This is a genomic window from Stenotrophomonas sp. HMWF003 (assembly GCF_003061285.1).
In the GTDB taxonomy this organism is placed as follows: Bacteria; Pseudomonadota; Gammaproteobacteria; order Xanthomonadales; family Xanthomonadaceae; genus Stenotrophomonas; species Stenotrophomonas maltophilia_AP.
On record NZ_QAIW01000153.1, the window covers coordinates 16,680 to 40,565 of the forward strand.

At 67.9% G+C, this 23,886-nt stretch carries 19 protein-coding genes; 10 read left to right on the forward strand and 9 right to left on the reverse strand.

Annotation, left to right across the window (positions count from 1 at the left end):
* Positions 1–222: 222 nt before the first annotated feature.
* Together DBR34_RS05950 and DBR34_RS05955 are read right to left on the reverse strand one after the other, a co-directional pair.
* Positions 223–762 carry a pseudouridine synthase gene (locus tag DBR34_RS05950; RefSeq protein WP_128096087.1) on the reverse strand — a complete coding sequence of 180 codons (540 nt, stop codon included), beginning with the start codon at positions 760–762 and terminating at the stop codon, positions 223–225.
* Positions 763–844: 82 nt separating this feature from the next.
* The gene (locus DBR34_RS05955) at positions 845–1,699 is read right to left on the reverse strand and encodes a class I SAM-dependent methyltransferase (protein ID WP_128096088.1); all 855 of its coding nucleotides are present in this window, start codon (positions 1,697–1,699) and stop codon (positions 845–847) included.
* Between the two features lie 174 nt (positions 1,700–1,873).
* Here DBR34_RS05955 and DBR34_RS05960 point away from each other — a divergent pair, with 174 nt between their 5' ends.
* Positions 1,874–2,833 (forward strand): aldo/keto reductase, encoded by a 960-nt coding sequence (locus DBR34_RS05960; protein ID WP_128096089.1) that lies wholly within the window; start codon positions 1,874–1,876, stop codon positions 2,831–2,833.
* 636 nt (positions 2,834–3,469) lie between these two features.
* Positions 3,470–4,690 (forward strand): RtcB family protein, encoded by a 1,221-nt coding sequence (locus DBR34_RS05965; protein ID WP_128096090.1) that lies wholly within the window; start codon positions 3,470–3,472, stop codon positions 4,688–4,690.
* Between the two features lie 43 nt (positions 4,691–4,733).
* On the opposite strand, the gene DBR34_RS05970 is transcribed toward DBR34_RS05965, so the two are convergent.
* Positions 4,734–5,636, reverse strand: a complete 903-nt coding sequence (locus tag DBR34_RS05970; protein ID WP_128096091.1) for an NAD(P)/FAD-dependent oxidoreductase — start codon at positions 5,634–5,636, stop codon at positions 4,734–4,736.
* Positions 5,626–6,078: an Rrf2 family transcriptional regulator gene (locus DBR34_RS05975; RefSeq protein ID WP_128096092.1), complete on the reverse strand. Its 453-nt coding sequence runs from the start codon at positions 6,076–6,078 to the stop codon at positions 5,626–5,628. Before DBR34_RS05975 ends, DBR34_RS05970 begins: the two co-directional genes overlap by 11 nt.
* A 175-nt stretch (positions 6,079–6,253) precedes the next feature.
* Here DBR34_RS05975 and DBR34_RS05980 point away from each other — a divergent pair, with 175 nt between their 5' ends.
* Positions 6,254–8,386: a methyl-accepting chemotaxis protein gene (locus tag DBR34_RS05980; RefSeq protein ID WP_128096093.1), complete on the forward strand. Its 2,133-nt coding sequence runs from the start codon at positions 6,254–6,256 to the stop codon at positions 8,384–8,386.
* 41 nt (positions 8,387–8,427) lie between these two features.
* On the opposite strand, the gene DBR34_RS05985 is transcribed toward DBR34_RS05980, so the two are convergent.
* Positions 8,428–9,330 (reverse strand): LysR substrate-binding domain-containing protein, encoded by a 903-nt coding sequence (locus tag DBR34_RS05985; RefSeq protein ID WP_128096094.1) that lies wholly within the window; start codon positions 9,328–9,330, stop codon positions 8,428–8,430.
* A 126-nt stretch (positions 9,331–9,456) separates the two neighbouring features.
* Between DBR34_RS05985 and DBR34_RS05990 the strand changes: the two genes are divergently transcribed.
* Together DBR34_RS05990 and dkgB are read left to right on the forward strand one after the other, a co-directional pair.
* Positions 9,457–10,671, forward strand: coding sequence for an MFS transporter (locus DBR34_RS05990; protein ID WP_128096095.1), 1,215 nt, complete (start codon positions 9,457–9,459; stop codon positions 10,669–10,671).
* A 150-nt stretch (positions 10,672–10,821) separates the two neighbouring features.
* On the forward strand, positions 10,822–11,625 hold the full coding sequence (dkgB, locus tag DBR34_RS05995; RefSeq protein WP_128096096.1) for a 2,5-didehydrogluconate reductase DkgB: 804 nt from the start codon (positions 10,822–10,824) through the stop codon (positions 11,623–11,625).
* A 56-nt stretch (positions 11,626–11,681) separates the two neighbouring features.
* Here the strand turns inward: dkgB and DBR34_RS06000 are convergent, their stop codons facing one another.
* Positions 11,682–12,380, reverse strand: coding sequence for an alpha/beta fold hydrolase (locus DBR34_RS06000; RefSeq protein ID WP_128096097.1), 699 nt, complete (start codon positions 12,378–12,380; stop codon positions 11,682–11,684).
* Positions 12,381–12,770: 390 nt separating this feature from the next.
* Here DBR34_RS06000 and DBR34_RS06005 point away from each other — a divergent pair, with 390 nt between their 5' ends.
* The 3 genes from DBR34_RS06005 to DBR34_RS06015 all read left to right on the forward strand — a co-directional run bounded on the left by DBR34_RS06005 (position 12,771) and on the right by DBR34_RS06015 (position 14,609).
* Positions 12,771–13,355, forward strand: coding sequence for a hypothetical protein (locus DBR34_RS06005; RefSeq protein ID WP_128096098.1), 585 nt, complete (start codon positions 12,771–12,773; stop codon positions 13,353–13,355).
* A gap of 280 nt (positions 13,356–13,635) precedes the next feature.
* Positions 13,636–13,965 carry a hypothetical protein gene (locus DBR34_RS06010; protein WP_128096099.1) on the forward strand — a complete coding sequence of 110 codons (330 nt, stop codon included), beginning with the start codon at positions 13,636–13,638 and terminating at the stop codon, positions 13,963–13,965.
* Positions 13,966–13,997: 32 nt separating this feature from the next.
* Entirely contained in the window at positions 13,998–14,609 is a 612-nt protein-coding gene (locus DBR34_RS06015; protein WP_128096100.1) for a hypothetical protein, read from the forward strand.
* 114 nt (positions 14,610–14,723) lie between these two features.
* Here the strand turns inward: DBR34_RS06015 and DBR34_RS06020 are convergent, their stop codons facing one another.
* Together DBR34_RS06020 and mgtE are read right to left on the reverse strand one after the other, a co-directional pair.
* Positions 14,724–17,441, reverse strand: a complete 2,718-nt coding sequence (locus DBR34_RS06020) for a bifunctional acetate--CoA ligase family protein/GNAT family N-acetyltransferase (RefSeq protein WP_128096101.1) — start codon at positions 17,439–17,441, stop codon at positions 14,724–14,726.
* A gap of 355 nt (positions 17,442–17,796) precedes the next feature.
* A complete protein-coding gene (gene mgtE / locus DBR34_RS06025) occupies positions 17,797–19,167 on the reverse strand; it encodes a magnesium transporter (protein ID WP_128096102.1) in 1,371 nt (456 codons plus the stop codon).
* 331 nt (positions 19,168–19,498) lie between these two features.
* Here mgtE and DBR34_RS06030 point away from each other — a divergent pair, with 331 nt between their 5' ends.
* Positions 19,499–21,304 (forward strand): monovalent cation:proton antiporter-2 (CPA2) family protein, encoded by a 1,806-nt coding sequence (locus DBR34_RS06030; protein ID WP_128096103.1) that lies wholly within the window; start codon positions 19,499–19,501, stop codon positions 21,302–21,304.
* Positions 21,305–21,589: 285 nt separating this feature from the next.
* Positions 21,590–22,252, forward strand: a complete 663-nt coding sequence (locus DBR34_RS06035; protein ID WP_128096104.1) for an Abi family protein — start codon at positions 21,590–21,592, stop codon at positions 22,250–22,252.
* Positions 22,253–22,266: 14 nt separating this feature from the next.
* Here DBR34_RS06035 and DBR34_RS22225 read toward each other — a convergent pair.
* Positions 22,267–23,886 (reverse strand): ankyrin repeat domain-containing protein (locus tag DBR34_RS22225; protein ID WP_258223701.1); only part of this gene is annotated, 1,620 nt, incomplete at its 5' end.

Here is a 23,886-nt window from a genome sequence, read left to right on the forward strand (position 1 = left end):
ACGCAACGGTGGGTGTCTACCGCGATACGTATCGTCCGACATGGCGTGCAGCCACCCGTGGGGTGGCTCTACCGCGCGTCCAAACGGGGGTAGAGCCACGCCATGCGTGGCTGTTTCCTGCCATCCGACATCGCGCAGCCACCCATGGGGTGGCTCTACCCGGGGTGGGATGACGAGCATCCTATCGGGGTCGGTATCTCGGGCAGCCAGTCTTGCGCGGTGTTATCCGATCTGGCGCCACTGGCCCGGTTGCAGGTCGCCCAGCGCGTGCGGGCCCATGGAGGCGCGCACCAGGCGCAGCGTGGGCAGTCCCACGGCTGCGGTCATCCGTCGTACCTGGCGGTTGCGGCCTTCGCGCAGGGTGACAGCCAGCCAGCTGTCGGGCACGGTCTTGCGGAAGCGCACCGGTGGGTCACGCGCCCATAGCGCGGGTGCGGGGTCGAGGCGTTCGATCTTGGCAGGCAGGGTCGGGCCGTCGTTGAGCTGCACGCCATCACGCAGGGCCTGCAGCTGCGCCTCGCTGGCGGTGCCTTCCACCTGCACCCAGTAGGTCTTGTCGGCCTTGTGGCGCGGGTCGGTGAGGGTGTGCGCCAGGCCACCGTCATCGGTGAGCAGCAGCAGGCCTTCGCTGTCGTAGTCCAGCCGCCCGGCCGCATACACCGCTGGCGGCAGCCCGAAGCCGGCCAGCGTCGCGCGCGGCGGCTGGCTGCGGTCGGTGAACTGGCACAGCACGTTGAAGGGTTTGTTGAAGGCGATCAGCATGGCGGAAACAACAGCGGGGGACGGGCCATTGTCCCATCCCCCGCGGGTCTGTGATGCATGGCGCCGCAGCGGGCGCTGTGGGTCAGGGCTTCACGAAGCGCAGGGTCATGCGGTCGCTTTCGCCGATGGCCTGGTACTTCGCATCGTCGGCCTTGTCGTGCTGGTTGGTCGGCGGCAGGGTCCACACCCCGTTCGGGTGGTCCTTGGTGTCGCGCGGGTTGGCGTTGATCTCGCTGCTGTCGGCCAGCCTGAAGCCGGCGGCTTCAGCCATCGCGATCACCTGCTTCTGGCCCACGTACCCGCTCTTGTCGTCGGCCGGCACATCGGCCTTGGCGCGGTGTTCGACCACGCCCAGCACGCCACCGGGCTTGAGCACCTTGTAGAAGCCCTGGAACATGCCCTCGGCCTGGTTGGCGCTGCGCCAGTTGTGCACGTTGCGGAAGGTCAGCACCACGTCGGCCGAGTTGTCCGCACCGAACTGCGGCGCGGTCGGGTTGTAGGCCACCACCTGGGTCTTGCCGTACAGCGCGGCGTTGTCGGCGAACTTCTTCTGCAGGCTGTCGCGGCTGCGCTGCTGGTAGTCGCGGCCGCGGCCTTCGGGCACCGCCATCGGATCGACCACCGCGGCGACATAGGTGCCCTTGTCGCGCAGCAGCGGGCCCAGGATTTCCGAGTACCAGCCGCCGCCCGGGGTGATCTCGATGACGGTCTTGCCCGGTGCCACGCCGAAGAACGACAGCGTCTGCGCCGGATGCCGCCACGCATCGCGCTTGACGTTGGCCGGGTCGCGCCAGTCGCCCTGCACCGCCGTCTGCACCGCCGGGGTGATCGCGATCTGTGCATTGGGGCCGGCCGGCTTGGTCGCCAGGGCCGGGGCGGACAGCAGCAGCGTGGACAAGGTGAACAGGCAGGCAGTGGTCAGCGAACGGGTTTTCATCGGCGTCTTCCGGTGGCGGGATGCGGCGAGACTAACAGCCGCGATGCGCGAGGTGTTCACAAAACGTTAGTGCGATGCAGCACGGCGGAACACTGTTTTGTGGCAGCCGCCGCAGCGCTGTCATGGCCGCGGAACTATGCTGATGCATTGGATTTCCACAGGAGCACCTCTCCCATGACTGCATCGCGCGAACTCGGCCGCTCCGGCCTGACTGTGCAACCCATTGCCTTCGGTGGCAACGTCTTCGGCTGGAGCGCCGACGAGAAAACCTCGTTCGCGCTGCTGGATGCCTTCGTCGACGCCGGCTTCAACCTGGTGGACACCGCCGATGCGTATTCGGCCTGGGTGCCGGGCAACAGCGGCGGCGAATCGGAAACCATCCTGGGCCGCTGGTTCAAGCACAGCGGCAAGCGCGACAAGGTGGTGCTGGCCACCAAGGTGGCCAAGTGGGCCGAGCGCCCGGGCCTGTCGGCCGACAACATCGCGGCAGCGGTGGAAGATTCACTGCGCCGCCTGCAGACCGACGTGATCGATCTGTACCAGGCCCACGAAGACGACGAATCCACGCCGCTGGAAACCACCCTGGCCGCGTTCGGCCGCCTGATCGAACAGGGCAAGGTGCGCGCCATCGGTGCGTCCAACTACAGCGCCAGCCGCCTGCGCGATGCCCTTGCGGTGTCGGCGGACTACGCGCTGCCGCGGTATGAAACGCTGCAGCCGGAGTACAACCTGTACGACCGTGCCGGTTACGAGGCGGAACTGGAACCGCTGGTACGCGACCAGGGCATCGGCGTGATCAGCTACTACTCGCTGGCCAGCGGCTTCCTGAGCGGCAAGTACCGCAGCGCCGCCGATGCGGACAAGAGCAGCGCGCGCGGCAAGAGCGTGGTGGACAAGTACCTCAACCCGCGCGGCCTGCGCATCCTGACCGCGCTGGACGACATCGCCAGCGCGCACGGTGCCAGTGCGTCGCAGGTCGCTCTGGCCTGGCTGATCGCGCGGCCGGGTATTACCGCGCCGATCGTCAGCGCCACCAGCGTTGCGCAGTTGAAGGATGTGCTGGCGGCCGCGCAGGTGGCACTGTCGGCCGAGGATGTGGCGCAGCTGGATGCGGCCAGCGCCGAGCAGGGCTGAGCCCACTGGCCCACGTGTCGAACACGCAGCCGCCGCGAGGCGGCTGCGTTATTTCCGTCATTCCCGCATGCATGGGTGGGATGCAACACCCGACGTCGCACTCGGCCGACATAATGTCCGGATTCCATATTCCGCTTGCAGCGGGAAACAAACCCGGGTAATGTTCGCGCCCATCGCCGCAGCCTGCGGCGCCCTTTCCACCCAACCGAGCCCGTCATGCCCCTTCGTTTCTCCGCCATCGCCAACCGGCTGCACCGCGCGACCACCGCGCTGCGTCCGTGCGACGTTGCGGGCAAGGCCGACGCGCTGACCATCGACTGATCTTCCCGCACGGAGATCGGTCACCGATCTCCGAGGCACGCCAACGCCCTCGGATGCTGCATCCGGGGGCGTTTTCGTTTGCGTTGGCGTCGCCCACCTTTCGATCACATGACGTGATCTTCCATCGTCCACACCCGGGCAAGGAGTGCCTGACCACACGGACGTGTTGCCAAGAGGCGCGAAAGCGCTGTGCCCAGGTGTGGGGCACGGGCAGCGGGAGATGATGTCTTTTTTATTATCCGTGCCGGTTTACCCGGTACTGCCTGGCGGTGTCCAGCGATTATCTGGCGCCGCCACTCAATGGAATGAATGACCATGAACATAGAATCCACGTTCGAATTTCTGCACGCCGAAGGCACCACCCCCATCAAGGGGTGGGTACGCGGCGTGCCCGTGGACGAACTGGCCCAGGCGCAGCTGCGCAACATCGCCGCGGTGCCGTTCGTCGGCCCCTGGGTGGCGGTGATGCCGGACGTGCACGTAGGCAAAGGGGCCACCGTGGGCTCGGTGATCCCCACCCGCGGCGCGATCATTCCGGCTGCGGTCGGTGTGGACATCGGCTGCGGCATGGCGGCGGTACGCACCACGCTGCGCGCCGAGGACCTGCCCGACAACCTGGCCCGGCTGCGCAGCGACATCGAGCGCAGTGTGCCGGTCGGCAATGGCCGCGGCGGCGAACACCGGCAGCTGCCGGACAGCATCCACAGCCGGATCGTGCGTTCCGGGCTGGTCGAGCGGCTGGATGCCATCAAGCAGCGGCACCGGCGCGTGCGCACCGACAAGCTGGCCTGCCAGATCGGCACGCTCGGCGGCGGCAACCACTTCATCGAGATTTGCCTGGATGAGACCGGGGCGGTGTGGGTGATGCTGCACAGCGGCTCGCGCGGTACCGGCAACCTGATCGGCACCTACTTCATCGAGCAGGCGCGCGAGCAGCTGGCCCGGCGCGTGCTCGGCTTCCACCTGCCGGACAAGGACCTGGCCTTCTTCATGCAGGGCGAGCCGTTGTTCGATGACTATGTGCAGGCCGTGTCGTGGGCGCAGGACTACGCCCGCGAGAACCGCGAGGCGATGATGGCGCGGGTGCTGGCCGAGATGCGGCTGCGGCTGCCGAAGTTCCAGTTGGAGAAGCTGGCGGTGAACTGCCACCACAACTATGTGCAGACCGAGACCCACGGGGGCGAGGAACTGCTGGTGACCCGCAAGGGTGCGGTCAGCGCGCGCGCCGGCGAGCTGGGGATCATCCCGGGCAGCATGGGCACGCGCAGCTATATCGTGCGTGGCAAGGGCAATGCCGAGAGCTTCCACAGCTGCAGCCATGGAGCCGGACGCGTGATGAGCCGCAGCGCGGCGCGACAGCAGATCACCCTGGCCCAGCACCGCGAGGCCACCGCGCACGTGGAATGCCGCAAGGATGCGGCGGTGATCGATGAATCACCCGCGGCGTACAAGTCGATCGACGCGGTCATGGCCGCGCAGCGCGACCTGGTGGAGGTGGTGCACACGCTGCGCCAGGTGGTCTGCATCAAGGGTTGAGCAGGCAGAGCGCGGCGGCCATCGACGGGTCGCCGCGCGTCTGTCAGGCCGCGCTGTCTTCGGCCACCAGCGCGTGGTGCAGGCTCACGCCCGCGCGCACACCTTCGGCGCTGGCCAGGCTGATGTTGCCCACCAGCGTCGCGTCACCTGCCGCGTAGATGCCGGGCACGCTGGTCTGCTTGCCCGCATCGACCTGCACAAGCACGCCCACCGGGCTGTCCTCCAGCGCGCAGCCGAGCTGTTGGACCAGCGGCGTCGCCATCTGCTGGCGCGCGGTGACAAACAACGCACGCAGTTCCACCCGGCGGCCATCGGCAAGCAGCGCAGCGCTCAACGCGGGTGCCTCACCCTCCAGGCCCACCACCGCCTCATGCTCGATGCTCACGCCGCGACGCTGCAGGGTGGCCAGTTCCTCCGCGGTCAGCGCCATGCCATGCGCGAACAGGGTGATCTGGCCCCAGTCGGCAAGCAGGGCGGCCATGGTGACGGACTTCTCGTGCCCGCCGAGCAGGCCGATCGCGCCCCCACCGATCTCATAGCCATGGCAATACGGGCAATGCACCGCGCTGTGGCCCCAGCGCTCGGCCAGGCCAGGCAGGTCGGGCAGATCGTCGCGGATGCCGGTGGCCAGCAGCAGTTTGCGCGTGGCCCAGGTCTCGTTGCCCGCGGTAGCCACCACGAAGCCATCGACTGTGGCCTGGGCCGTGGTGACGGTGTCGCTGATCCAGCGCACGGTGGGGTAGTCCAGCAACTGCACCTTGGCGTTGCGCAGCAGCTCGGCGCCGGCGATGCCGTCCTGCCCAAGCACGCCGTGCGAATGCGCGGCAAAGCGGTTGCGCGGCAGGCCACTGTCGATCACCAGCACGTCGCGGCGCGCACGCGCCAGGATCAGGGCGGCGGACAGGCCGGCGAAACTGCCGCCGACCACGATCGCATCAAAGGTCATGGGGAACTCCTGCCGCATGGTGGGCCAGGTGGCGGGCGAAGGCCTCGCCGAGGGTGGCCAGGGTGGTGCCACGCAGGCGCTGCTCAAGCAGGGCCTGGGCCTGGCGGTAGCTGTCATCCAGCGCGTCGTTGACCACCTGCTGCACCGGGCAGCCGCGCCCGGTTTCGCGGGCGCCGGTATGCAGCAGTGCCGGCGCGCCGATCGCTACGTAGACGTCATGCAGGGTGATCTGCGCCGGTGCGCGGGCCAGCTGGCTTCCGCCGCCATGGCCGCGCACGCTGGTCACCAGCCCGCCCTTCTGCAGCGCCGCAAGCAGGCGGCGGATCACCACGGGATGGGTGGGCAGGCAGGTGGCCAGCTGTTCGGAGGTGCGCGGGCCGTCCTGTCCGACCAGGTGGGCCATCACGTGCAGGGCGTCGGAGAACTGGTTGCTCGACTTCATGTAACAACCATAGTTACAAATAGAAGCCGTGTCCAGCGGGGACTTCCATACGGTTTCCACCTCCTGTCACACGCTCTTCATGTTGTTAATTGAGACATAAATGTGATCGACATCTCACTTAAGAAGCAGCCGGCGTCAACCGATACCGCATCGCCCTCCCTCACTTTCGATTCCCATGAACAAGACGTCCGGCGCCCCCCAACGCGCCTTGAGCCTGCAGTTCAAACTGCTGGGCGCGCTGTCGCTCGGTTTGGCCATCGTGGTGCTGTGCGCCCTGGCCGGCCTCGGTTCGGCCTGGCTGAACCTGTCCACGGAGGTGCCGCCGGAGGTGGCCCGCAATACCCAGGCGGAGGCATTGCAGCGCGAGTTCCGGCTGCAGGTGCAGGAGTGGAAGAACGTGCTGATCCGCGGCAGCGATGCAGCACTGCGTGAGCGCCACCTGGCCGCCTTCGACCGCCAGGGCGCCAAGACCCGCACGCTGGGCAAGGACCTGGCAGCCAGCAGTGATGCCGGCACCGCACGCCTGGCCGCGCAGTTCCTGGCCCAGCACGCGGCGCTTGAAAAGGACTACCACGGCGCGCTCGACGCGTTTGCCGCCAGCGGCTACAGCCCGCTGGAGGGTGATGCGCTGGTGCGCGGCAAGGACCGCGCGCTGGGCACCACGCTGGACGCGCTGGGCAGCCGGACCGCCGAGGTTGCCGAGCAGGCCGTGCAGGCCCGTTCCGAACAGGCGCGGCGCACGCTGCTGGTGTGCGCGGCACTGACCGCCGTGGCCGCGGTGGTGCTGATGGGCCTGCTGGCGGTGTGGCTGCGGCGCGCGGTCATCGCGCCGGTGGTGGCGGTGGAAGCGGCCGCACGCGCGGTGGCGCGTGGCGAGCTTGACCACAGCGTGCAGGTCAACAGCCGCGACGAAATCGGTCGCCTCGGCCAGGCGATGGCGGCGGTGACGCGCACGCTCAAGGACGTGCTGGCTGCGCAGGCCACCATGGCCCAACGCCACGAGGCCGGCCAGATCAGCTACCGCATGGACGACAGCGCGTTCCCCGGCGGCTACGGCCAGATGGTCCGCGACAGCAACGCACTGGTGGCAGCGCACATCCAGGTCAAGATGCGCGCCATCGAGATCATGGGCCGCTACGCGGTCGGCGACCTGTCGCAGGACATGGAACGCCTGCCCGGCGAGAAGGCGGTGATCACCCAGGCGCTGGATACGGCCAAGGCCAACCTGGGTGCGATCAATGCGGAGATCAAGCGATTGGCGGCCGCCGCCGCCGTCGGCGATTTCAGCCAGCGGGGCGACGAGGCGCGCTACGAGCACGATTTCCGCGACATGGTAGGTGGACTCAACCAGCTGATGCAGACCACCGAGCGCGACCTGGACCAGGTCTCCACGGTGCTGCAGGCGATCGCACGCGGCGACCTGAGCGCGCGCATGCACGGGCAGTTCCATGGCGTGTTCGCGCGCATCCGCGACGACGTGGCCCTGACCAGCGGCCAGCTCACCGGCATCGTGGGCGACATCAAGCGCGCCGCGCAGTCGATCCAGACCGCCGCCGGCGAAATCGCCGCGGGCAACAGCGATCTGTCCCAGCGTACCGAACAGCAGGCCGCCAACCTGGAAGAAACCGCCGCCTCGATGGAGGAACTCACTTCCACCGTGCGCCAGAACGCAGAGCACGCCCGCCAGGCCAACCAGCTGGCCATCGGCGCGCACGCGGTGGCCTCGGAGGGCGGCGCGGTGGTGGGCCAGGTGGTGCAGACCATGGGCGCGATTGAGACCTCGTCGAAGAAGATCGCCGAGATCATTTCGGTGATCGACGGCATCGCGTTCCAGACCAACATCCTGGCGCTCAACGCGGCCGTGGAAGCCGCGCGTGCCGGCGAACAAGGCCGCGGTTTTGCGGTGGTGGCCAGCGAAGTGCGCACGCTGGCGCAGCGCTCGGCCGGCGCGGCCAAGGAAATCAAGACGCTGATCGATGCCTCGGTCGGCGATGTCGCCACCGGCGCGCGGCTGGTGCAGCAGGCCGGGCAGACCATGGGCGAGATCGTCACCGGCGTGCAGCGGGTGACCGACATCATGGCCGAGATCGCCGCGGCCTCGCAGGAGCAGTCGGCCGGCATCGAACAGGTCAACCAGACCGTGGTGCACATGGACGAAGCCACCCAGCAAAACGCGGCGCTGGTGGAAGAGGCGTCGGCAGCGGCACGCAGCATGGAAGAACAGGCGGTGGCATTGAACGACGCGGTGGACGTGTTCGTGCTGGATGCCGGGCGCGCGCCGGCGCCGGGGCTGTCGCGCGCGGCGTGATGCAACGTGGCGCCGGCCGTGGGCCGGCGTCAGCGCGCGGATCAGCGCACGTAGGGGTCGCCCACCATCGCCGCCGCCAGGTGGTCCAGGAACGAGCTGATCCGCGCCGACACTGCGGTGTTGCGGTAGTACACCGCGTGGATCGGCTGGCGCACCTCCACGGTGACGTCCGGCAGCAGCTGCACCAGGCGGCCGGCCTGGCGATCGCGGTGGGTCATGAAGTCGGACAGGCAGACGATGCCCACCCCTTCCAGGGCCAGCGCGCGCAGCGTTTCGCCGCTGGATACCGCCATCGCCGGGCGCACATGCAGCAGCGCGTCGGTGTCGCCGGGCAGCGGCCAGTGGTTGAGCGAGTCCGGCTCATTGAAGCCCAGCAGCGTGTGCGCGCGCAGGTCGGCCACGCTGGCCGGCGTGCCGTGCTCCTGCAGGTAGCCCGGGCTGGCCAGCACGCGCAGGCGGCTATGGGCCAGCGGCCGCGCGTGCAGGGTGGAATCGGCCAGCGGCCCGATCCGGATCGCCACGTCGGTGCGCCGTTCCAGCAGGTCGATGTAGCGCTCGCTGCTGTTGAGTTCCAGCACCACGTCCGGATACCGCGCGCGGTAGCCCGCCACCAGTGGCGCGATCGCGTGCAGCACGAACGGCATCGCCGCATCCACGCGCAATCGCCCCGCCGGCCGGTCGCGGCGTGCAGCGAGCTGTTCTTCGGCCGCCTCCACCGACGCCACGATCGCGCGCGCGTGGGCCAGGAACGCGTCGCCTTCTTCGGTGAGCTGCAGGCGCCGGGTGGTGCGGGTCAGCAGCGTGGTGCCCAGCTTCTCTTCCAGCCGGCCCAGCGCGCGGCTCACCCCGGAGGTGGTCTGGCCCAGGGTTTCGGCGGCGGCGGTGATCGAGCCGCTGTCGATCACGGCAATGAAGGCCTGCATTTCGTCGAGGGTCGTTTTCATGGCGGGCACGCGGCGGGCAGAGGCCCATTATTGACCATCAGGCAAGAGTGATTGGCGTGAAGGCCGCTTTTTCGGCAAGAGTGCGACGCGCAGACTGCGCAGCCTCACCTCCCACCGGTAACCGTCATGTCCCGTGGTATCCCCTTGGCCCTGCTGGCGCTCACCCTCGGTGCGTACGCCATCGGCACCACCGAATTCGTCATCGTCGGGTTGATCCCGACCATCGCCGCCGACCTGGGCGTGTCCCTGCCCTCGGCCGGCCTGCTGGTTTCGCTGTACGCCCTGGGCGTGGCGGTCGGCGCACCGGTGCTCACCGCGCTCACCGGCCGGGTGCCGCGCAAGACCCTGCTGGTGGCGCTGATGGTGCTGTTCACGCTGGGCAACGTGATTGCCTGGATGGCGCCCGGCTACGGCTCGCTGATCGTGGCCCGGGTGCTCACCGGCCTGGCGCACGGCGTGTTCTTCTCGATCGGCTCGATCATCGCCACCTCGGTGGTGCCCAAGGAAAAAGCCGCCAGCGCGATCGCGATCATGTTCACCGGGCTCACCGTGGCGCTGGTCACCGGCGTACCGCTGGGCACCTTCATCGGCCAGCACCTGGGCTGGCGTGCCACCTTCCTGGCGGTGGCCGCGCTCGGCGTGATCGCGCTGATCGGCAGCCTGCTGTTCGTGCCGCGCAACCTGCAGCGTAGCGAGCCGGCCACGTTCGGCCAGCAGCTGTCGGTGCTGGCCCAGCCGCGCCTGCTGCTGGTGTATGCGATCACCGCGCTCGGCTACGGCGGCACCTTCCTGTCGTTCACCTACCTGGCCTCGATCCTGCAGGACGTCACCGGTTTTTCGGCCAATGCGGTCAGCGGCGTGCTGCTGGTGTATGGCGTGTCGGTGGCGATCGGCAACCTGTGGGGCGGCCGCCTGGCCGATCGCCGCGGTCCGATCCCGGCGCTGAAGCTGATTTTCGCCCTGCTCGCGGCCGTGCTGTTCGTGCTCACCTTCACCGCCTACAACACCTGGCTGGTGCTGCTGACCGTGCTGGCCCTGGGTGCGGTGGCGTTCGGCAACGTGCCGGGGCTGCAGGTGTACGTGGTCAAGCAGGCGCAGCGCTTCGCCCCGCAGGCCACCGACGTGGCGTCGGGCCTGAACATCGCCGCGTTCAACGTCGGCATCGCGCTCGGCGCCTCGCTGGGCGGGCTGGTGGTGGACCACTTCGGTCTGATGCACACCCCGTGGCTGGGTGCGCTGGTGGTGATGGGCGCCTTCGGCCTGACCGCGTTGAGCGGTCGCCTGGATCGCCGCGATGGCGTGGCCGACCGCGCCGAAGGTATCGCCGTGAGCGCGCATTGAGCGATCCCGGCAGCGGACCAACGGTTCGCTTTGCCCAACAACGGTCGACCTACGATTTGTTTCACGCAACGGCAGCCGACCAACGGTCGGCTCTACGTCGCTTTACGGTGCACGGCGTAGCCTGCACCTCACCCCCATGAAGGAGTTTCCATGAGCATTCCCGCATTCGGCCTCGGCACCTTCCGCCTGAAGGGCCAGACCGTCATCGACTCGGTCCGCAACGCATTGGACGTGGGCTACCGCGCCGTCGACACCGCGCAGATCTACGACAACGAGACCGAGGTGGGCCAGGCCATCGCCGAGTCCGGCGTGGCCCGTGACGATCTGTTCCTGACCACCAAGGTGTGGATCGCCAACTTCACCCACGACGCCCTGCTGGACAGCCTGCGCGAGAGCCTGCGCAAGCTGCGCACCGACCATGTCGAGCTGACCCTGATCCACTGGCCCTCGCCCAAGGATGCGGTGCCGATGGCCGAGTACCTGGGCGCATTGGCCGAAGCGAAGTCGCTGGGCCTGACCCGCCATATTGGCATCTCCAACTTCACCATCGCCCAGACCCGCCAGGCCATCGAGATCCTGGGTGCCGATGCCATCGCCACCAACCAGATCGAAGTCCACCCCTACCTGCAGAACCGCGCGCTGATCGCGTTCCTGAAGGAACAGGGCATCCACGTCACCGCTTACATGAGCCTGGCCTACGGCGAAGTGCTTAAGGACCCGGTGATCCAGGCCATCGCCGAGCGCCACCAGGCCACCCCGGCCCAGGTCGCGCTGGCATGGGCGCTGCAGCAGGGCTTCGCGGTGATCCCCTCCTCCACCAAGCGCGAAAACCTCGCCAGCAATCTGCTCGCCGCCGACCTGCGCCTGAGCGATGAGGACATGGCGCAGATCGCCACGCTGGACCGCGGCCAGCGGCTGGCCAACCCGGACGGGATTGCGCCGGCCTGGGATTGACCGGTAGCGCCCGGCCGTTGGTCGGGCGTGGGGGCGTGCCGACCAACGGTCGGCACCTACCCCTGCAACCAGCCGCGCATAGCCGCGCTCACCTCGTCCGGTTTCTCCATCGGCGCCAGGTGCCCGCAATCGGGCAGCACCACCAGCGTTGAACCCGGCACCAGCGCATGCATTTCCTCGCTGATCGCCAGCGGGGTAATGCGGTCGTTGGCGCCGCACACGATCAACAGCGGATCGCGGTAGCCGGCCAGCACGTCGTGGCCATCGCCGCGCTCCAGCGCGCTCTGGCGCAGGAATACCTCGGCACCCAGCCGCGCGGTCATGTCGCGCACGCGCTGCACCAGCACGTAGTCATCCAGCCGCGAGGCGTCGATGTAGCTGCGCATCAGTTTGTCGCCAAAGCCATGGAAGGTGCCGGGCAGGCGCACGCTGGCACGCTGCGACTGGCGCTGGGCGGCACGCTCGGGCGAGTCGGCGTGGATCGAAGTGTCGATCAACGCGAGCCGCCGCACCCGCTCCGGCGCGGTGCGCAGGATCTGCTGGGCGACGAAGCCGCCAAGCGAGAAGCCGGCCAGCGCGAAACGTGCCGGTGCCTGCGCCAGCACGTCGTCGACCACGGCCTGCAGCGTCTCGCCCCGGGTCTGGTCGCCCACGGTGCAGTCCGCGATGTCGGACAGGTCGGCGACCTGCGCGCGCCAGAGTTCAGCGTCGTTGAGCAGGCCGGGGAGCAGCAGCAGGGGGAGGCGGTCGGTCATGGGCCTATTGTCACGCCCGCCGCGGAGGGAGGCCATGCCCGAAATGGGTCTATGCGTTCTACAACGCTCCGAGAGGGCGATAAGCCCTAGCGGTGTTTCAGAGTTTTCCTATGGACTACCACAGACAAAAGCTGAGAAAAGCTAAGGAAGAAGTGCGCCGGACCTGATCCAGCAGGTTTCATTGACGCGAGGCGCTTACGGGCATGGGGATGTTCTGCACGGGAGAGAGAAAGTAGCTCGTGAGATCGTTTTTCACGCGTGCGTCGCCATTGGCGCATGCACATCCGGCAAGATGCCGATGCAGAGAGTCAAAGACACTAATGCCTTGCGCGAAGTTGTGGAGGGAGCCGCAAGAAACAATCGCCGGAGGGATATTGAGGTGCCTGAGAGATGAGAAGCCCCAATCACAAGCGTCTGCTAAGCGCATTTGAAAGCCTGGAGAAAGGCTTTGCTAAAGACGCACTCGACCTGGGAAGCGAACTCTTGAAGTCCCAGAGCTTGGGAGATCAAGCAGAGGGGCATATGTGTTGCGGCACAGCCTATGAACAGGGGGGGGATGACCTCGCGATCGATCTCGACAAGGCGATCCATAGCTATCGGCTACTTACACTTATGGCGCCGAGCTCCATTGCCTATTGTTATCTTGCACGCGCATGCATGAAAACGGGCAGCGCTTCCGGACACGAGGAAGCCTTCCGTTATCTCACCGAGGCAGAGCGGCTTGATCCCACCGCTGTTGTCCACCTCGGTTTCGCCACTTACTACCGGGGAAAGAAACCCGCCGATCTGCCGTTGGCTCGCAGCCATTATTTGAAAGCTGCAATCGACGGCCGGTTCAAGGGAATGTTCGGATACTCCGAGCTCTCCAGAGAGATGGGGCAACGGTATCGTGCGTTCGTAGCGGATGCCATTCGGATTTCTACAGGCTGGCTCATTGCGTTGCTGATTGGCCAGCGCGCGATGGAGGACTTCTAGATTACAGTGCCCGCCACTCGTTCTCATGGCAAATCGCTGCCCAACAATACGTTGGCCTAAATTTCCGCATGCTACAACGGTGCTTCTTCAGCGAGAATCGCGCGTTGGTCGTGAGTGATATCCCGTCCCGCAGCCTTCCCCGACGACGCGGATGGCGCGGATGGCGCGGATGGCGCGGATGGCGCGGATGGCGCGGAAAGCATGAGCTGTTTATGCTTGGCAGCCTTGGTGCACAAGCGATTTTCGAACCGTCATTCGGCCCGGGCTGGGAGAAAGAACTGTGAAGTATTTGTTTCTATTGGGCCTGCCTGCCATGTTTGTGTCGTATCCCATGTACTTCATGGAGCTCAACGCGTTCAAACGCGTCCTGAAGATTGAGAATCCCGAGGCATGGGATCAGGCAAAGCGACGCTTCACGCTGAGTGAGCTTGAGGTTGCCTATCGCGTACTCAGCGCATCTAAAGACGGTTTTTTTCAAGGCAATGCCCTTAGTCCGGCCGTGATGAAGGCTAGACGCATTGCGGTTCGATGGTTGTACATCAGTATGGGTCTCTTTATGGTCGTGCTTTTCATGGGGTTGGCAGCATCTCTTATCGAGGGCAAGCAGTAGATCGGCCACGGCGCTCGGATCGCTAACGTGGCATGCATGCTCACCCTATCTCGGCAGAAGGCTCCTACAAGGACCTGGATGGGATGAGCTTTCAGACATGGGGCAGAACGATGCACAGGATCGAGCGTCTGCAGTTGCGAGGTTCCACCGGCATTTTCACCGTCACTCTGTGGCTGTGGCTTTGCCTGCTTTGGCCCGGCGCGGCCGCTGCCGCGAAAGAAGACTGGGTGCGCGTCAGTGATGCCGCCTTGAAGGCACACGGCTGGCGGCCCGCCGACCATGCGCGATACGCGGCGACGCGGCTGGATGCCAATGGCGACGGGGTGATGGACGACGCCTTCCTGGTGGAGAGCCGGGACAGGCGACGCTCGGCGGTCAAGATCTGCCTGGGCACCTCGCCAGGCGCCGCACCGGCCCGTTGCTACATCGCCGCTGCCGAGGAGGGCGATGCGTCGGCGATGGGCGTGGACACGCGTGCGCCCGGCTGCCACGCGTACACCCGCAATGAACATGACACCGTCACCGGCAGCAACATCTGCACGCGTAACGCGTCGGTGGAGTACTTCCGGATGGCCAGTGCGGGATCGCTGCTGGTCTTTGACCGCAGGACCGATGGTTTCCAGCGGTTCTGGTACTCGGACTGAAGCGGTGTCGCGTCGGCGTGCGCGCTCCATGGAAATGCCAGGCCGGTCATGCAGCAAGGTGGCTGAGCAGTTCCAGTTTCAGTAGGGCCGCCGGGGGCGTGAACGGGGCGCGGGTCACACCGGTGCCTCCGGCACCTGCACCTCCTGCACCGGCAAGGTCACCACCATCACCGTGGAGTCGTCCGGGTCCAGCTTCGTCTTGAAGCCCAGGCTCTGGCACATCGCCAGCATGGTGCTGTTCTCGCGCAGCACCTGGCCTTCGACGATGTTCAGGCCCAGCCACTTGGCGTACTCGATCATGATGGCCATCAGCCGCCAGCCGATGCCGTGACCCTTGAGGTCCGAGCGGATCAGGATGCCGTACTCACCGCGGTCGTAGTCGGCGTCGGCGTGCAGGCGCACCGCGCCGAGCATGTCGCCGCTGCGCGGGTCGATGGCCACCAGCGCGATCGAACGGGCGTAGTCGAGCTGGGTCAGTCGCGCAATGAATTCGTGGCTGAAGTGCTTCACCGACTGGAAGAAGCGCAGGCGCAGGTCGTCGTCGGTGACGCGGGCGAAGAAAGCGCGGAACAGCGCGTCGTCTTCCGGCCGCACCGGGCGCACGAAAGCCGGCGCGCCGTCGGACAGGGTGATGGTGCGCTCCCATTCCTTGGGATACGGGAACACCGCAAAGCGCGGATGGCCGCGGCCCTTGTGCAGTTTGCGCGAGGGCGCGATGGCCACGCGTGCATCGAGCGCGATCACCCCGTCACGGTCGGCAAGCAGCGGGTTGATGTCCAGGCTGCGGATCTCGGGAATGTCGGCGGCCAACTGCGCCAGCTTGACCAGGATCAGCGCCACCGCGCGCTCGTCGGCCGCCGGCACGTCGCGGTAGGCCTTGAGGATGCGCGAGACGCGGGTGCGGCCGATCAGCTCGTGCGACAGGCGCAGGTCCAGCGGCGGCAGTGCAAGCGCCTTGTCGTCGATCACTTCGACAGCAGTACCGCCGCGGCCGAACACGATCACCGGGCCGAAGGTCGGGTCGTCGGCGATGCCGGCGATCAGCTCGCGCGCCTTGGGGCGCATGATGGTGGGCTGCACCAGCACGCCATCGATGCGGGCGTCCGGGCGCTTCTCATGCGCGCGCGCGATGATCGAGGTGGCCGCCGCATGCACCGCCTGCAGCGAGCCGAGGTTGAGGCGCACGCCGTCCACGTCGGACTTGTGCGGGATGTCGGCGGAAAACACCTTCACCGCCACGGTGGCGCCCTGCTCCAGCAGCGGCTGGGCCAGTTCCATGGCCTCGCGCGCGTCGCGTGCCTGCATCACCGGCGCCGAGGGAATGCCATAGGCGGTGAGCAGCTGGTGGGTGGCGATCGGGTCGAGCCACTGCTGGCCGGCCGCCAGCGCAGCGTCGATTAGTGCGCGCGCCGTAGTGGTATCGACGACGAAATCTTCGGGCAGGCTGGGCGGGGTTTCCATCAGCGCGGCCTGCGCGTCGCGGTAACGCACCAGGTGCTGGAAGCCGCGCACGGCCTCGGCTTCGGTGGGATAGGTGGGCACGCGCGCGGCGTTGAGCGTGGCGGTGGCGCGGTCGTCGTTGCCGAGCCAGACCGCGAACACGGGTTTGTCGCGGTGGTGGCGCGGGCGCAGGCCGAGGGTGCGGGTGAGTGCCTGGGCGGCGTCGGCCGAGGAGGTGAACGCGGTGGGCACGTTGACCACCAGCACCGCATCGTTTTCGCTGTCGGACATCAACGCGTCGATGGCGGCGGCATAGCGTTCGCCATCGGCGTCGACCACGATGTCGACCGGGTTGCTGCGCGACCAGCCCTGCGGCAGCACGCTGTCCAGCTGCGCCACGGTGGCCGGCGACAGTTCGGCCAGGCTGCCGCGCAGGGCCAGCAGCTGGTCCACGGCCAGGCGCCCTACCCCGCCGCCGTTGCTGAGGATGGCCAGTCGGCGGCCGGGGAAGGTACCGAGGCGGCCGAGGGTTTCGGCGGCGGTGAACAGTTCGTCCAGTGCCCCCACGCGCAGCAGGCCGGCGCGGTTGAAGGCGGCACCGTACACGGCGTCGGCGCTGGCCAGCGCCTGCACGTGGGTGTCGGCATCGGGGTTGATGCGGATGTGGCGGCCGGACTTGACCACCACCACCGGCTTGGCGCGCGCGGCGGCACGCGCGGCCGACATGAACTTGCGGGCGTCGCCGATGTGTTCGACGTAGAGCAGGATGGCGCGGGTGCGGTAGTCGGTGGCGAAGTAGTCGAGCAGGTCGCCGAAGTCGACGTCGAGGGTGTCGCCGAGCGAGACGACCGCGGAGAAGCCGACCGAGCGCGCGACGCCCCATTCGACCAGGGCGGCGGCGATGGCGCTGGATTCGGAGATCAGTGCCAGGTCACCGGCCTGCGGGAAGTGCGCGGCAATGCTGGCATTCAAGCGCGCGTGCGGGGCGATGACGCCCAGGCAGTGCGGGCCGAGGATGCGCAGGCCTTTGGCGCGGGCGGCGGTTTCCACCTGCTCGGCAAGCGAGCCGGGGCCCTGGCCGAGGTTGGCGGTGAGGATGATGGCGGCGGCCACGCCGCGTTCGGCAGCGGTGGCCACGACCTGGGGGACGATGCTGGCCGGCGCGGTGATGACGACCAGTTCGGGGACCCAGTCGAGGTCCTTGAGGCGTTTGACGGTGCGGATGCCGTCGATGTCGCTGTAGCGGGGGTTGATCCAGGCCACCTTACCGGGGAAGCCGGTGCTGCGCAGGTTGCGCATGACGGCGCGGCCGGCGGAGCGTTCGCGCGGGCTGCCGCCGATGACGGCAACCGATTGCGGGCGGAAGACGGATTGCAGGTGGTAGGTGCTCATGGGGCCGATCAGTCACCGGTACATGGGATGACACGGTACACGGGTGCGGTGGTGGGTGGGATGATCTGGCGCAGACGCGGAATCAGAAGCCAAAGCAGATCAACGGCGCGTCACCGGCTGTTCCTTGTCCCGTGTTGGCTGGCGCCGCCATGCCATGCCGGGACACGTCGTGAACCCGTCCCTGGGGCTCGTGTACGGCATCCATGCCGTACAACGGTTCCGATTGGGCCTGCCGCCTCGCACCTGGACGGGTTGGCTTCATCGGACACGAGAGCCTTTGCCCGGTCCGGACTCGTACACGGAAACCCTCCCCGGTAGAGCCACGCCATGCGTGGCTGTCTCTCACCGTGTCCGGCTACAGCAACGTGCCGCGCAGGATCATCGCGGCGATGCTGAAGTAGATGACCAGGCCGGTGACGTCCACGAGAGTGGCGACGAACGGGGCCGAGGCGCTGGCGGGGTCGAAGCCGAGGCGTTTGAGGATGAAGGGCAGCATCGAGCCGGACAGCGAGCCGAAGGTGACGATGCCCACCAGCGCCGCGCCGATGGTGAGGGCGAGCAGCTGCCAGTGCTGGCCGTAATCGTGCAGGCCGAGCAGCTGCCAGGAGACGATGCGGATCATCGCCAGCACGCCCAGGATGGCACCGAGGGTAAGGCCGGTGGGGATTTCGCGCAGGGCCACTTTCCACCAGTCGCGCAGGCGCAGTTCGCGCAGGGCCAGGCTGCGGATCAGCAGGGAGGTGGCCTGGGAGCCGGAGTTGCCGCCCGAGCTCATGATCAGCGGGATGAACAGGGTGAGCACGACGGCGCGGGCCAGCTCGTCTTCGTAATGCTGCATGGCGCTGGCGGTGAGCATTTCGCCCAGGAACAACACGCTGAGCCAGCCGGCGCGCTTGCGGATCATGCCGAAGAAGCCGATCTGCATGTACGGCTTTTCCAGCGCCTCCATGCCGCCGAACTTGTGCGCGTCTTCGGTGGATTCCTCGATGAGGGCATCCAGGATGTCGTCCACGGTGACAATGCCGAGCACGCGCTGGGCCGGGTCCACCACGGGGATGGCGAGCAGGTCGTGGCGGCGGATCAGCTGGGCCACTTCTTCCTGGTCGAGCATGGCATCGACGGTGACCGGCGGGTTGGTCTGGGCCACGTCGAGGATGGGCTCGTCGGGCAGGCCGGTGATCAGGCGGCGCATGGTCACCACCTGCACCAGGGTATGGGTGTGCGGGTCGAGCACGTAGATGGCGTAGACGGTTTCGCGGGTGCGCTCGACTTCGCGGATGTGCTGCAGGGTGCGGCCGACGGTCCAGTTGGCCGGCACGCTGACGAACTCGGTGGTCATCAGCGCACCGGCGGTGTGCGCGGGGTAGCTGAGCAGCTGCTGGATGGACCGGCGGGCGTCGGCGCTGAGCAGCGGGATCAGGCGCGCGCGTTCGTCCTCGTCCAGCTCATGGACGATGTCGGTGGCACGGTCGTCGGCCATCAGGCCCAGCAGCGCGGCGGCACGGGCCACCGGCAGCAGCGCCACCAGGTCGCCACTGCGGTTGAGCTCGGGCTGTTCGAGCATCTTCACCGCGCGCGGCAACGGCAGGGCCGCCAGGGTGTCGGCGGCGCGCGACAGCTCCAGGGTATTGAGGAATTCCACCGCATCGGCGGTGTTGAAGCTGGCCAGGGGTGCGCTCAGGGCGGCGGCCTCGGCCACCGGGCGCAGCAGGTCTTTCTGGTTCATCGGGTTCGCCTGTGGGGATCGCCATGCGCGACGCCAGCGGTGGCGAACCGTCCCTCGTCAGGCGGCGGCCATCACTGGCGTCGAGCAAGGTCGACTTCTACTGTCGCTGGACATCGGTTCGGGGACTCCGCAAGGGTGTACTGCCGGACGTGCCGGCAGCGGCGGGCAGTCTGGACCCGGGCGCCGGGCGGGTCAACCCGGGCGCCGCTGCCGTGTTGGGCTGCGATTGACGTTGGGCCAACGTGCGCGTCGCATAATGGGCAGCGGCCGTGGGCCGTGATGTCCTTTCCCTCGATGTTGTCCGGCGACGATCCCATGAGCAGGTCCTTCCATGCATAGCGGCGCGCTTGAGCTGGCCCTGGTGCTGCTGCTGGCGGCGGTGATCGCCGTGCCGGTGTTCAAGAAGCTGGGCTTCGGCGCGGTGCTGGGTTACCTGGCCGCGGGCGTGGTGCTGGGCCCGGACGGCCTGGGCTTCGTGCAGGACGCCGACCGCATCCTGGGCGCGGCCGAAATCGGCGTGGTGATGCTGCTGTTCGTGATCGGGCTGGAGCTGTCCCCGGCCCGCCTGAAGGTGATGCGGCGCTCGGTGTTCGGCGCCGGCGCGCTGCAGGTGGCGCTGAGCGCACTGGTGTTGGGCAGCCTGCTGCTGCTCGACCACTTCCAGTGGAAGAGCGCGCTGATCGTGGGCATCGCGCTGGCGCTGTCGTCCACCGCGGTGGGCCTGCAGCTGCTGTCCGAGCACAAGGCGATCAACAGCGATTACGGCCGGCTGGGGTTTGCCATCCTGCTGTTCCAGGACCTGATCGCCATTCCCCTGCTGGCGGCGATTCCGCTGCTGGGCGGGGCCAAGAACGACACCCTGCAATGGAGCGACGTGGCCGTGGCGCTGGGCGCGCTGGCGGTGGTGATCCTGTGCGGGCGGCCGGTGCTGCGCCGGCTGTTCAACATCATCGCGCGCACGCGCAGCCCGGAAGTGTTCACCGCGATGGCGCTGCTGGTGGTGCTGGGCACGGCGTGGTTCATGCAGGAGGCCGGGCTGAGCCCCAGCCTGGGCGCGTTCCTGGCCGGCGTGCTGCTGTCCGATTCGGAATTCCGCCACGAGCTGGAATCGCAGATCGAGCCGTTCAAGGGGCTGCTGCTGGGGCTGTTCTTCATCGCGGTGGGCATGGGCATCGACCTGGACCGCATCGTCGCCGAGCCGGCGATGATCGCCGCGGGCGTGGCGATCCTGCTGGTGGTGAAGTTCGGCCTGCTGTTCGGCATCGGCAAGCTGGCCAAGCTGCGCACCCGGCATGCGGTGATGCTGGGCAGCGTGCTGTGGCTGGGCGGCGAGTTCGCCTTCGTGGTGTTCAACGAAGCGCAGCGCGCGCACCTGCTGGGCAGCGCCAACCACGACCGGCTGGTGGCGATCGTGGGCCTGTCGATGGCGATCACCCCGCTGCTGATGATCGCGCTGCTGCGCCTGCTGGGCCGCGAGGACGCGCCCAAGGGCAACGCGCCGCCGGCCGATACCGTCGACACCGGCGGCACCCAGCCGCAGGTGATGATCGCCGGCATGGGCCGCTTCGGGCAGGTGGTGGCGCGCCTGCTGACCGCACAGAAGATTCCGTTCGTGGCGCTGGAGTCGAACCCGGACACGGTGTCGGACCTGCGCCGGTTCGGCAACAAGCTGTACTACGGCGACCCGACCCGGCCGGAGATGCTGCGCGCCGCCGGTGGCGAGCACATCCGCGTGTACGTGGTGACGCTGGACGACCCGGACGCCAACATGCGCGCCACGCGGCTGATCCGGCGCATGTACCCCGACGCGGTGGTGCTGGTGCGGGCGCGCAACCGCCAGCATGCGTGGCGCTTGATGGACATGTCCGCCGAGCCGTTCCGTGAAGTGTTCGGCACCAGCCTGGAGCTGAGCGAGCGCATGCTGATCGCGCTGGGCTTCCCGGCCGATACCGCGCACAGCCACGTGCAGCGCTTCCGCGAACACGACGAGAAACTGCTGCGCGACCAGTACCTGGTGTACGACGACGAAGCCGCGGTGATCCAGACCTCGCGCGATGCGCGGGCCGATCTGATGCATCTGTTCGAGGCCGATGCCGAGCGCGACGCAAAGACGGACGCATCCGACCGGCACGGTTGACGCCACACCCGTAGTGCCGGGCTCTGCCCGGCAACCGCATGCAGCGGCTGAAAACCCCACCGCCATTTGCGGAACGTACCGAGGCGCTGGCGGGCGGGTCACCGCTGTCTGGGCAGAACCGGTTGGGCCACGCTACATGGAAACTGCAGCCACGAGGCCACTGTCCATGCCCCAGAAAGAACTTACCCCGGCCGCGTGCCAATGGCAGAGACGGTACCGGGGTTTGCCGGGCAAGGTTAGCGCCGCGACGCCACTGCATCAAGCGCCTCACCCGAGATTGTCTGAATGAAGACGGCGAACGCTGAAAGACTCGCTGAATGGAATTCCGACGAGCGCATGCGTCGCTATCTGACCTGGGCCGGTCAATGCAGCGACCGTGCGGCCTCCCTCTACGCGATCAACCTGCAGCTTTCCGAGAGTCTGTACGTGCCTCTGCAGACCCTTGAGGTCCTGCTGCGCAATCGTATTCACCACGTGCTGGCCGCTGCGCACGGGCCGCACTGGTTCGAGGCTGGCGCGAGGGTGCTGGGCATTGCGCGACAGCACGAACAACTAAGAGCCGCGACCGGGGATCTGCGGCGTCAAGGAAGGGCGATCACCCCGGGCGGCATCATCTCGCACCTGACTTTTGGATTCTGGACGATGATGTTCAACAAGGAACACGAGGTGCTATGGCAGCAGACACTGCACCGGATTTCGGCAGACCCGGCCGGGCGTGGGCTTCGACGCAAGCAATTTTCCACGCCGCTGGTGCGGATCCGACACCTTCGCAACCGCATCGCACACCATGAACCGATCCTGCACTGGCCCTTGCAGCAGCATCATGCGGACATGATGCAACTGATGGAATGGATCGCACCCGAGGGCGCAAGGTGGTGCCGCACGCACGACCGCTTTCCATCGCTTGTGGCCCGATGGTCACATCAGTTGCCGCGCAGCACCGCGTAGGGGTTGTCGACAGATCAGCCGTTATCGCGCAGGAACCGCGCCATCGAGGACACGCCGGGGACGCGCGGTGCGAACTCGCCGGCCACGTCGATGAAGCCGCGCATGACCGCGATCTCGCGCGGGTTGCGGTTGAGTGCATCGCGCACGTCCGGGTCGGCACCGGCGCGCATCAGGCGCTGCACCAGCAACGGCAGGCCGTGCAGGGCCGCCAGGTGCAGCGGACCGAACCCGCGTGGATCGCGTACGTCCAGCGACACGTCCTCGTCGAGCAGGCGTTCCACCGCCGCCAGCACCACCTGTTCGTCGCAGGCGGTACCCGGTTCGGCACGCGCGCCCAGCAGCAGCAGCAGCGGCGTCACCGAGCCCGCGGCGGCCTGGTCCGGTTCGGCGCCGGCCAGCAGCAGGGTGTCGAGCAGGGCAAGCAGGCGCGAGCGGTCGCGGGCGCTGAACCCGTACAGCGCCGCGCAATGCAGCGGGCCCAGCTGCTGCGCGTCGCCGGCATGCACGTTGGCGCCGGCGGTGAGCAGGCGCGCAACGATGTCGGGCAGGCCCAGCGCAGAGGCCAGCATCAGCACGGTGACACCGCCCGGCAGGCGGTATTCCAGTTCGGCGCCGGCGTCGAGCAGCGCCGACACGATGTCGATCTGGCGCATGCTGACCGCCGCCGACAACGGCGTGGCGCCGCTGGCCGCCGCGTGCTGCGGGTTGGCACCGCGCGCCAGCAGCAGGTCGACCACGGCCAGGTGACCGCCGCCGGCGGCGCGCAGCAGGGCGGTGCAGCCCTGCGCGTCCACCACGTCCACGGCAAACCCCAGGTCGATCAGGCGACGCACTGCATCGGCGTCGCCGGACATGGCGGCCGCCGGCAGGTCGGCGTCACGCAGGACGCGGCGCGGCAACGGCCACACCCGCCAGTCCAGCCAATCGGCGAGGTCGCGGCGACCGATCGACAGCGCCACGCCCAGCGGCGTCTGGCCGTCGGCCGCGCGTGCTTCCGGCGAAGCGCCTTGCTGCACCAGCAGTTTCAGCGAGCCTTCGCGGGCCAGCGCCGTGGCCAGGTGCAGGGCGGTCATGCCGTGACTGTCGCGGGCCTCACGGTCCACGCCCAGTACCAGCAGCGCGTGCTGCAGCCGCAACCAGCCCAGCCGCACGGCCAGTGACAGCGGCGGATCGCCCGCCGGTGACGGGGCAAACGGATCGGCGCCGCGCTCCAGCAGTTCCAGGGCCAGCTGTTCCAGGCCGCGCGAGGCGTGGTCATGCTGGGCGCAGGCACTGAGCAGGCGGGCCAGGCCCCCGCGACCGGCCGGCGAGACGCCGCGGCGCAGCAGCACCTGCAGTGCCGGCACGGCATCGTTGCCGCGTGCCAGCAGGGCGAACATCGGGGTGTCGCCGCAGGCGTCGAGCACTTCCGGCGCGGCACCATGGGCCAGCAGCCAGTCGACCGCCTGCGGATCCAGCGCCAGTTCGGCGTCGTGCAGCAGGCCGCCCAGTTCCTGCGGATCGCACAGCCGCGCCAGCGCGGCCATGCCGTCGAAATTGCCGAACCCCAGCGCGTCGCGCAGCAGGTCCAGCGGCGGCCGGTCCGGCAGCGTCGGGGTGGACGGGTCCGCGTCTGCATCGGCGGTGCCCAGGCC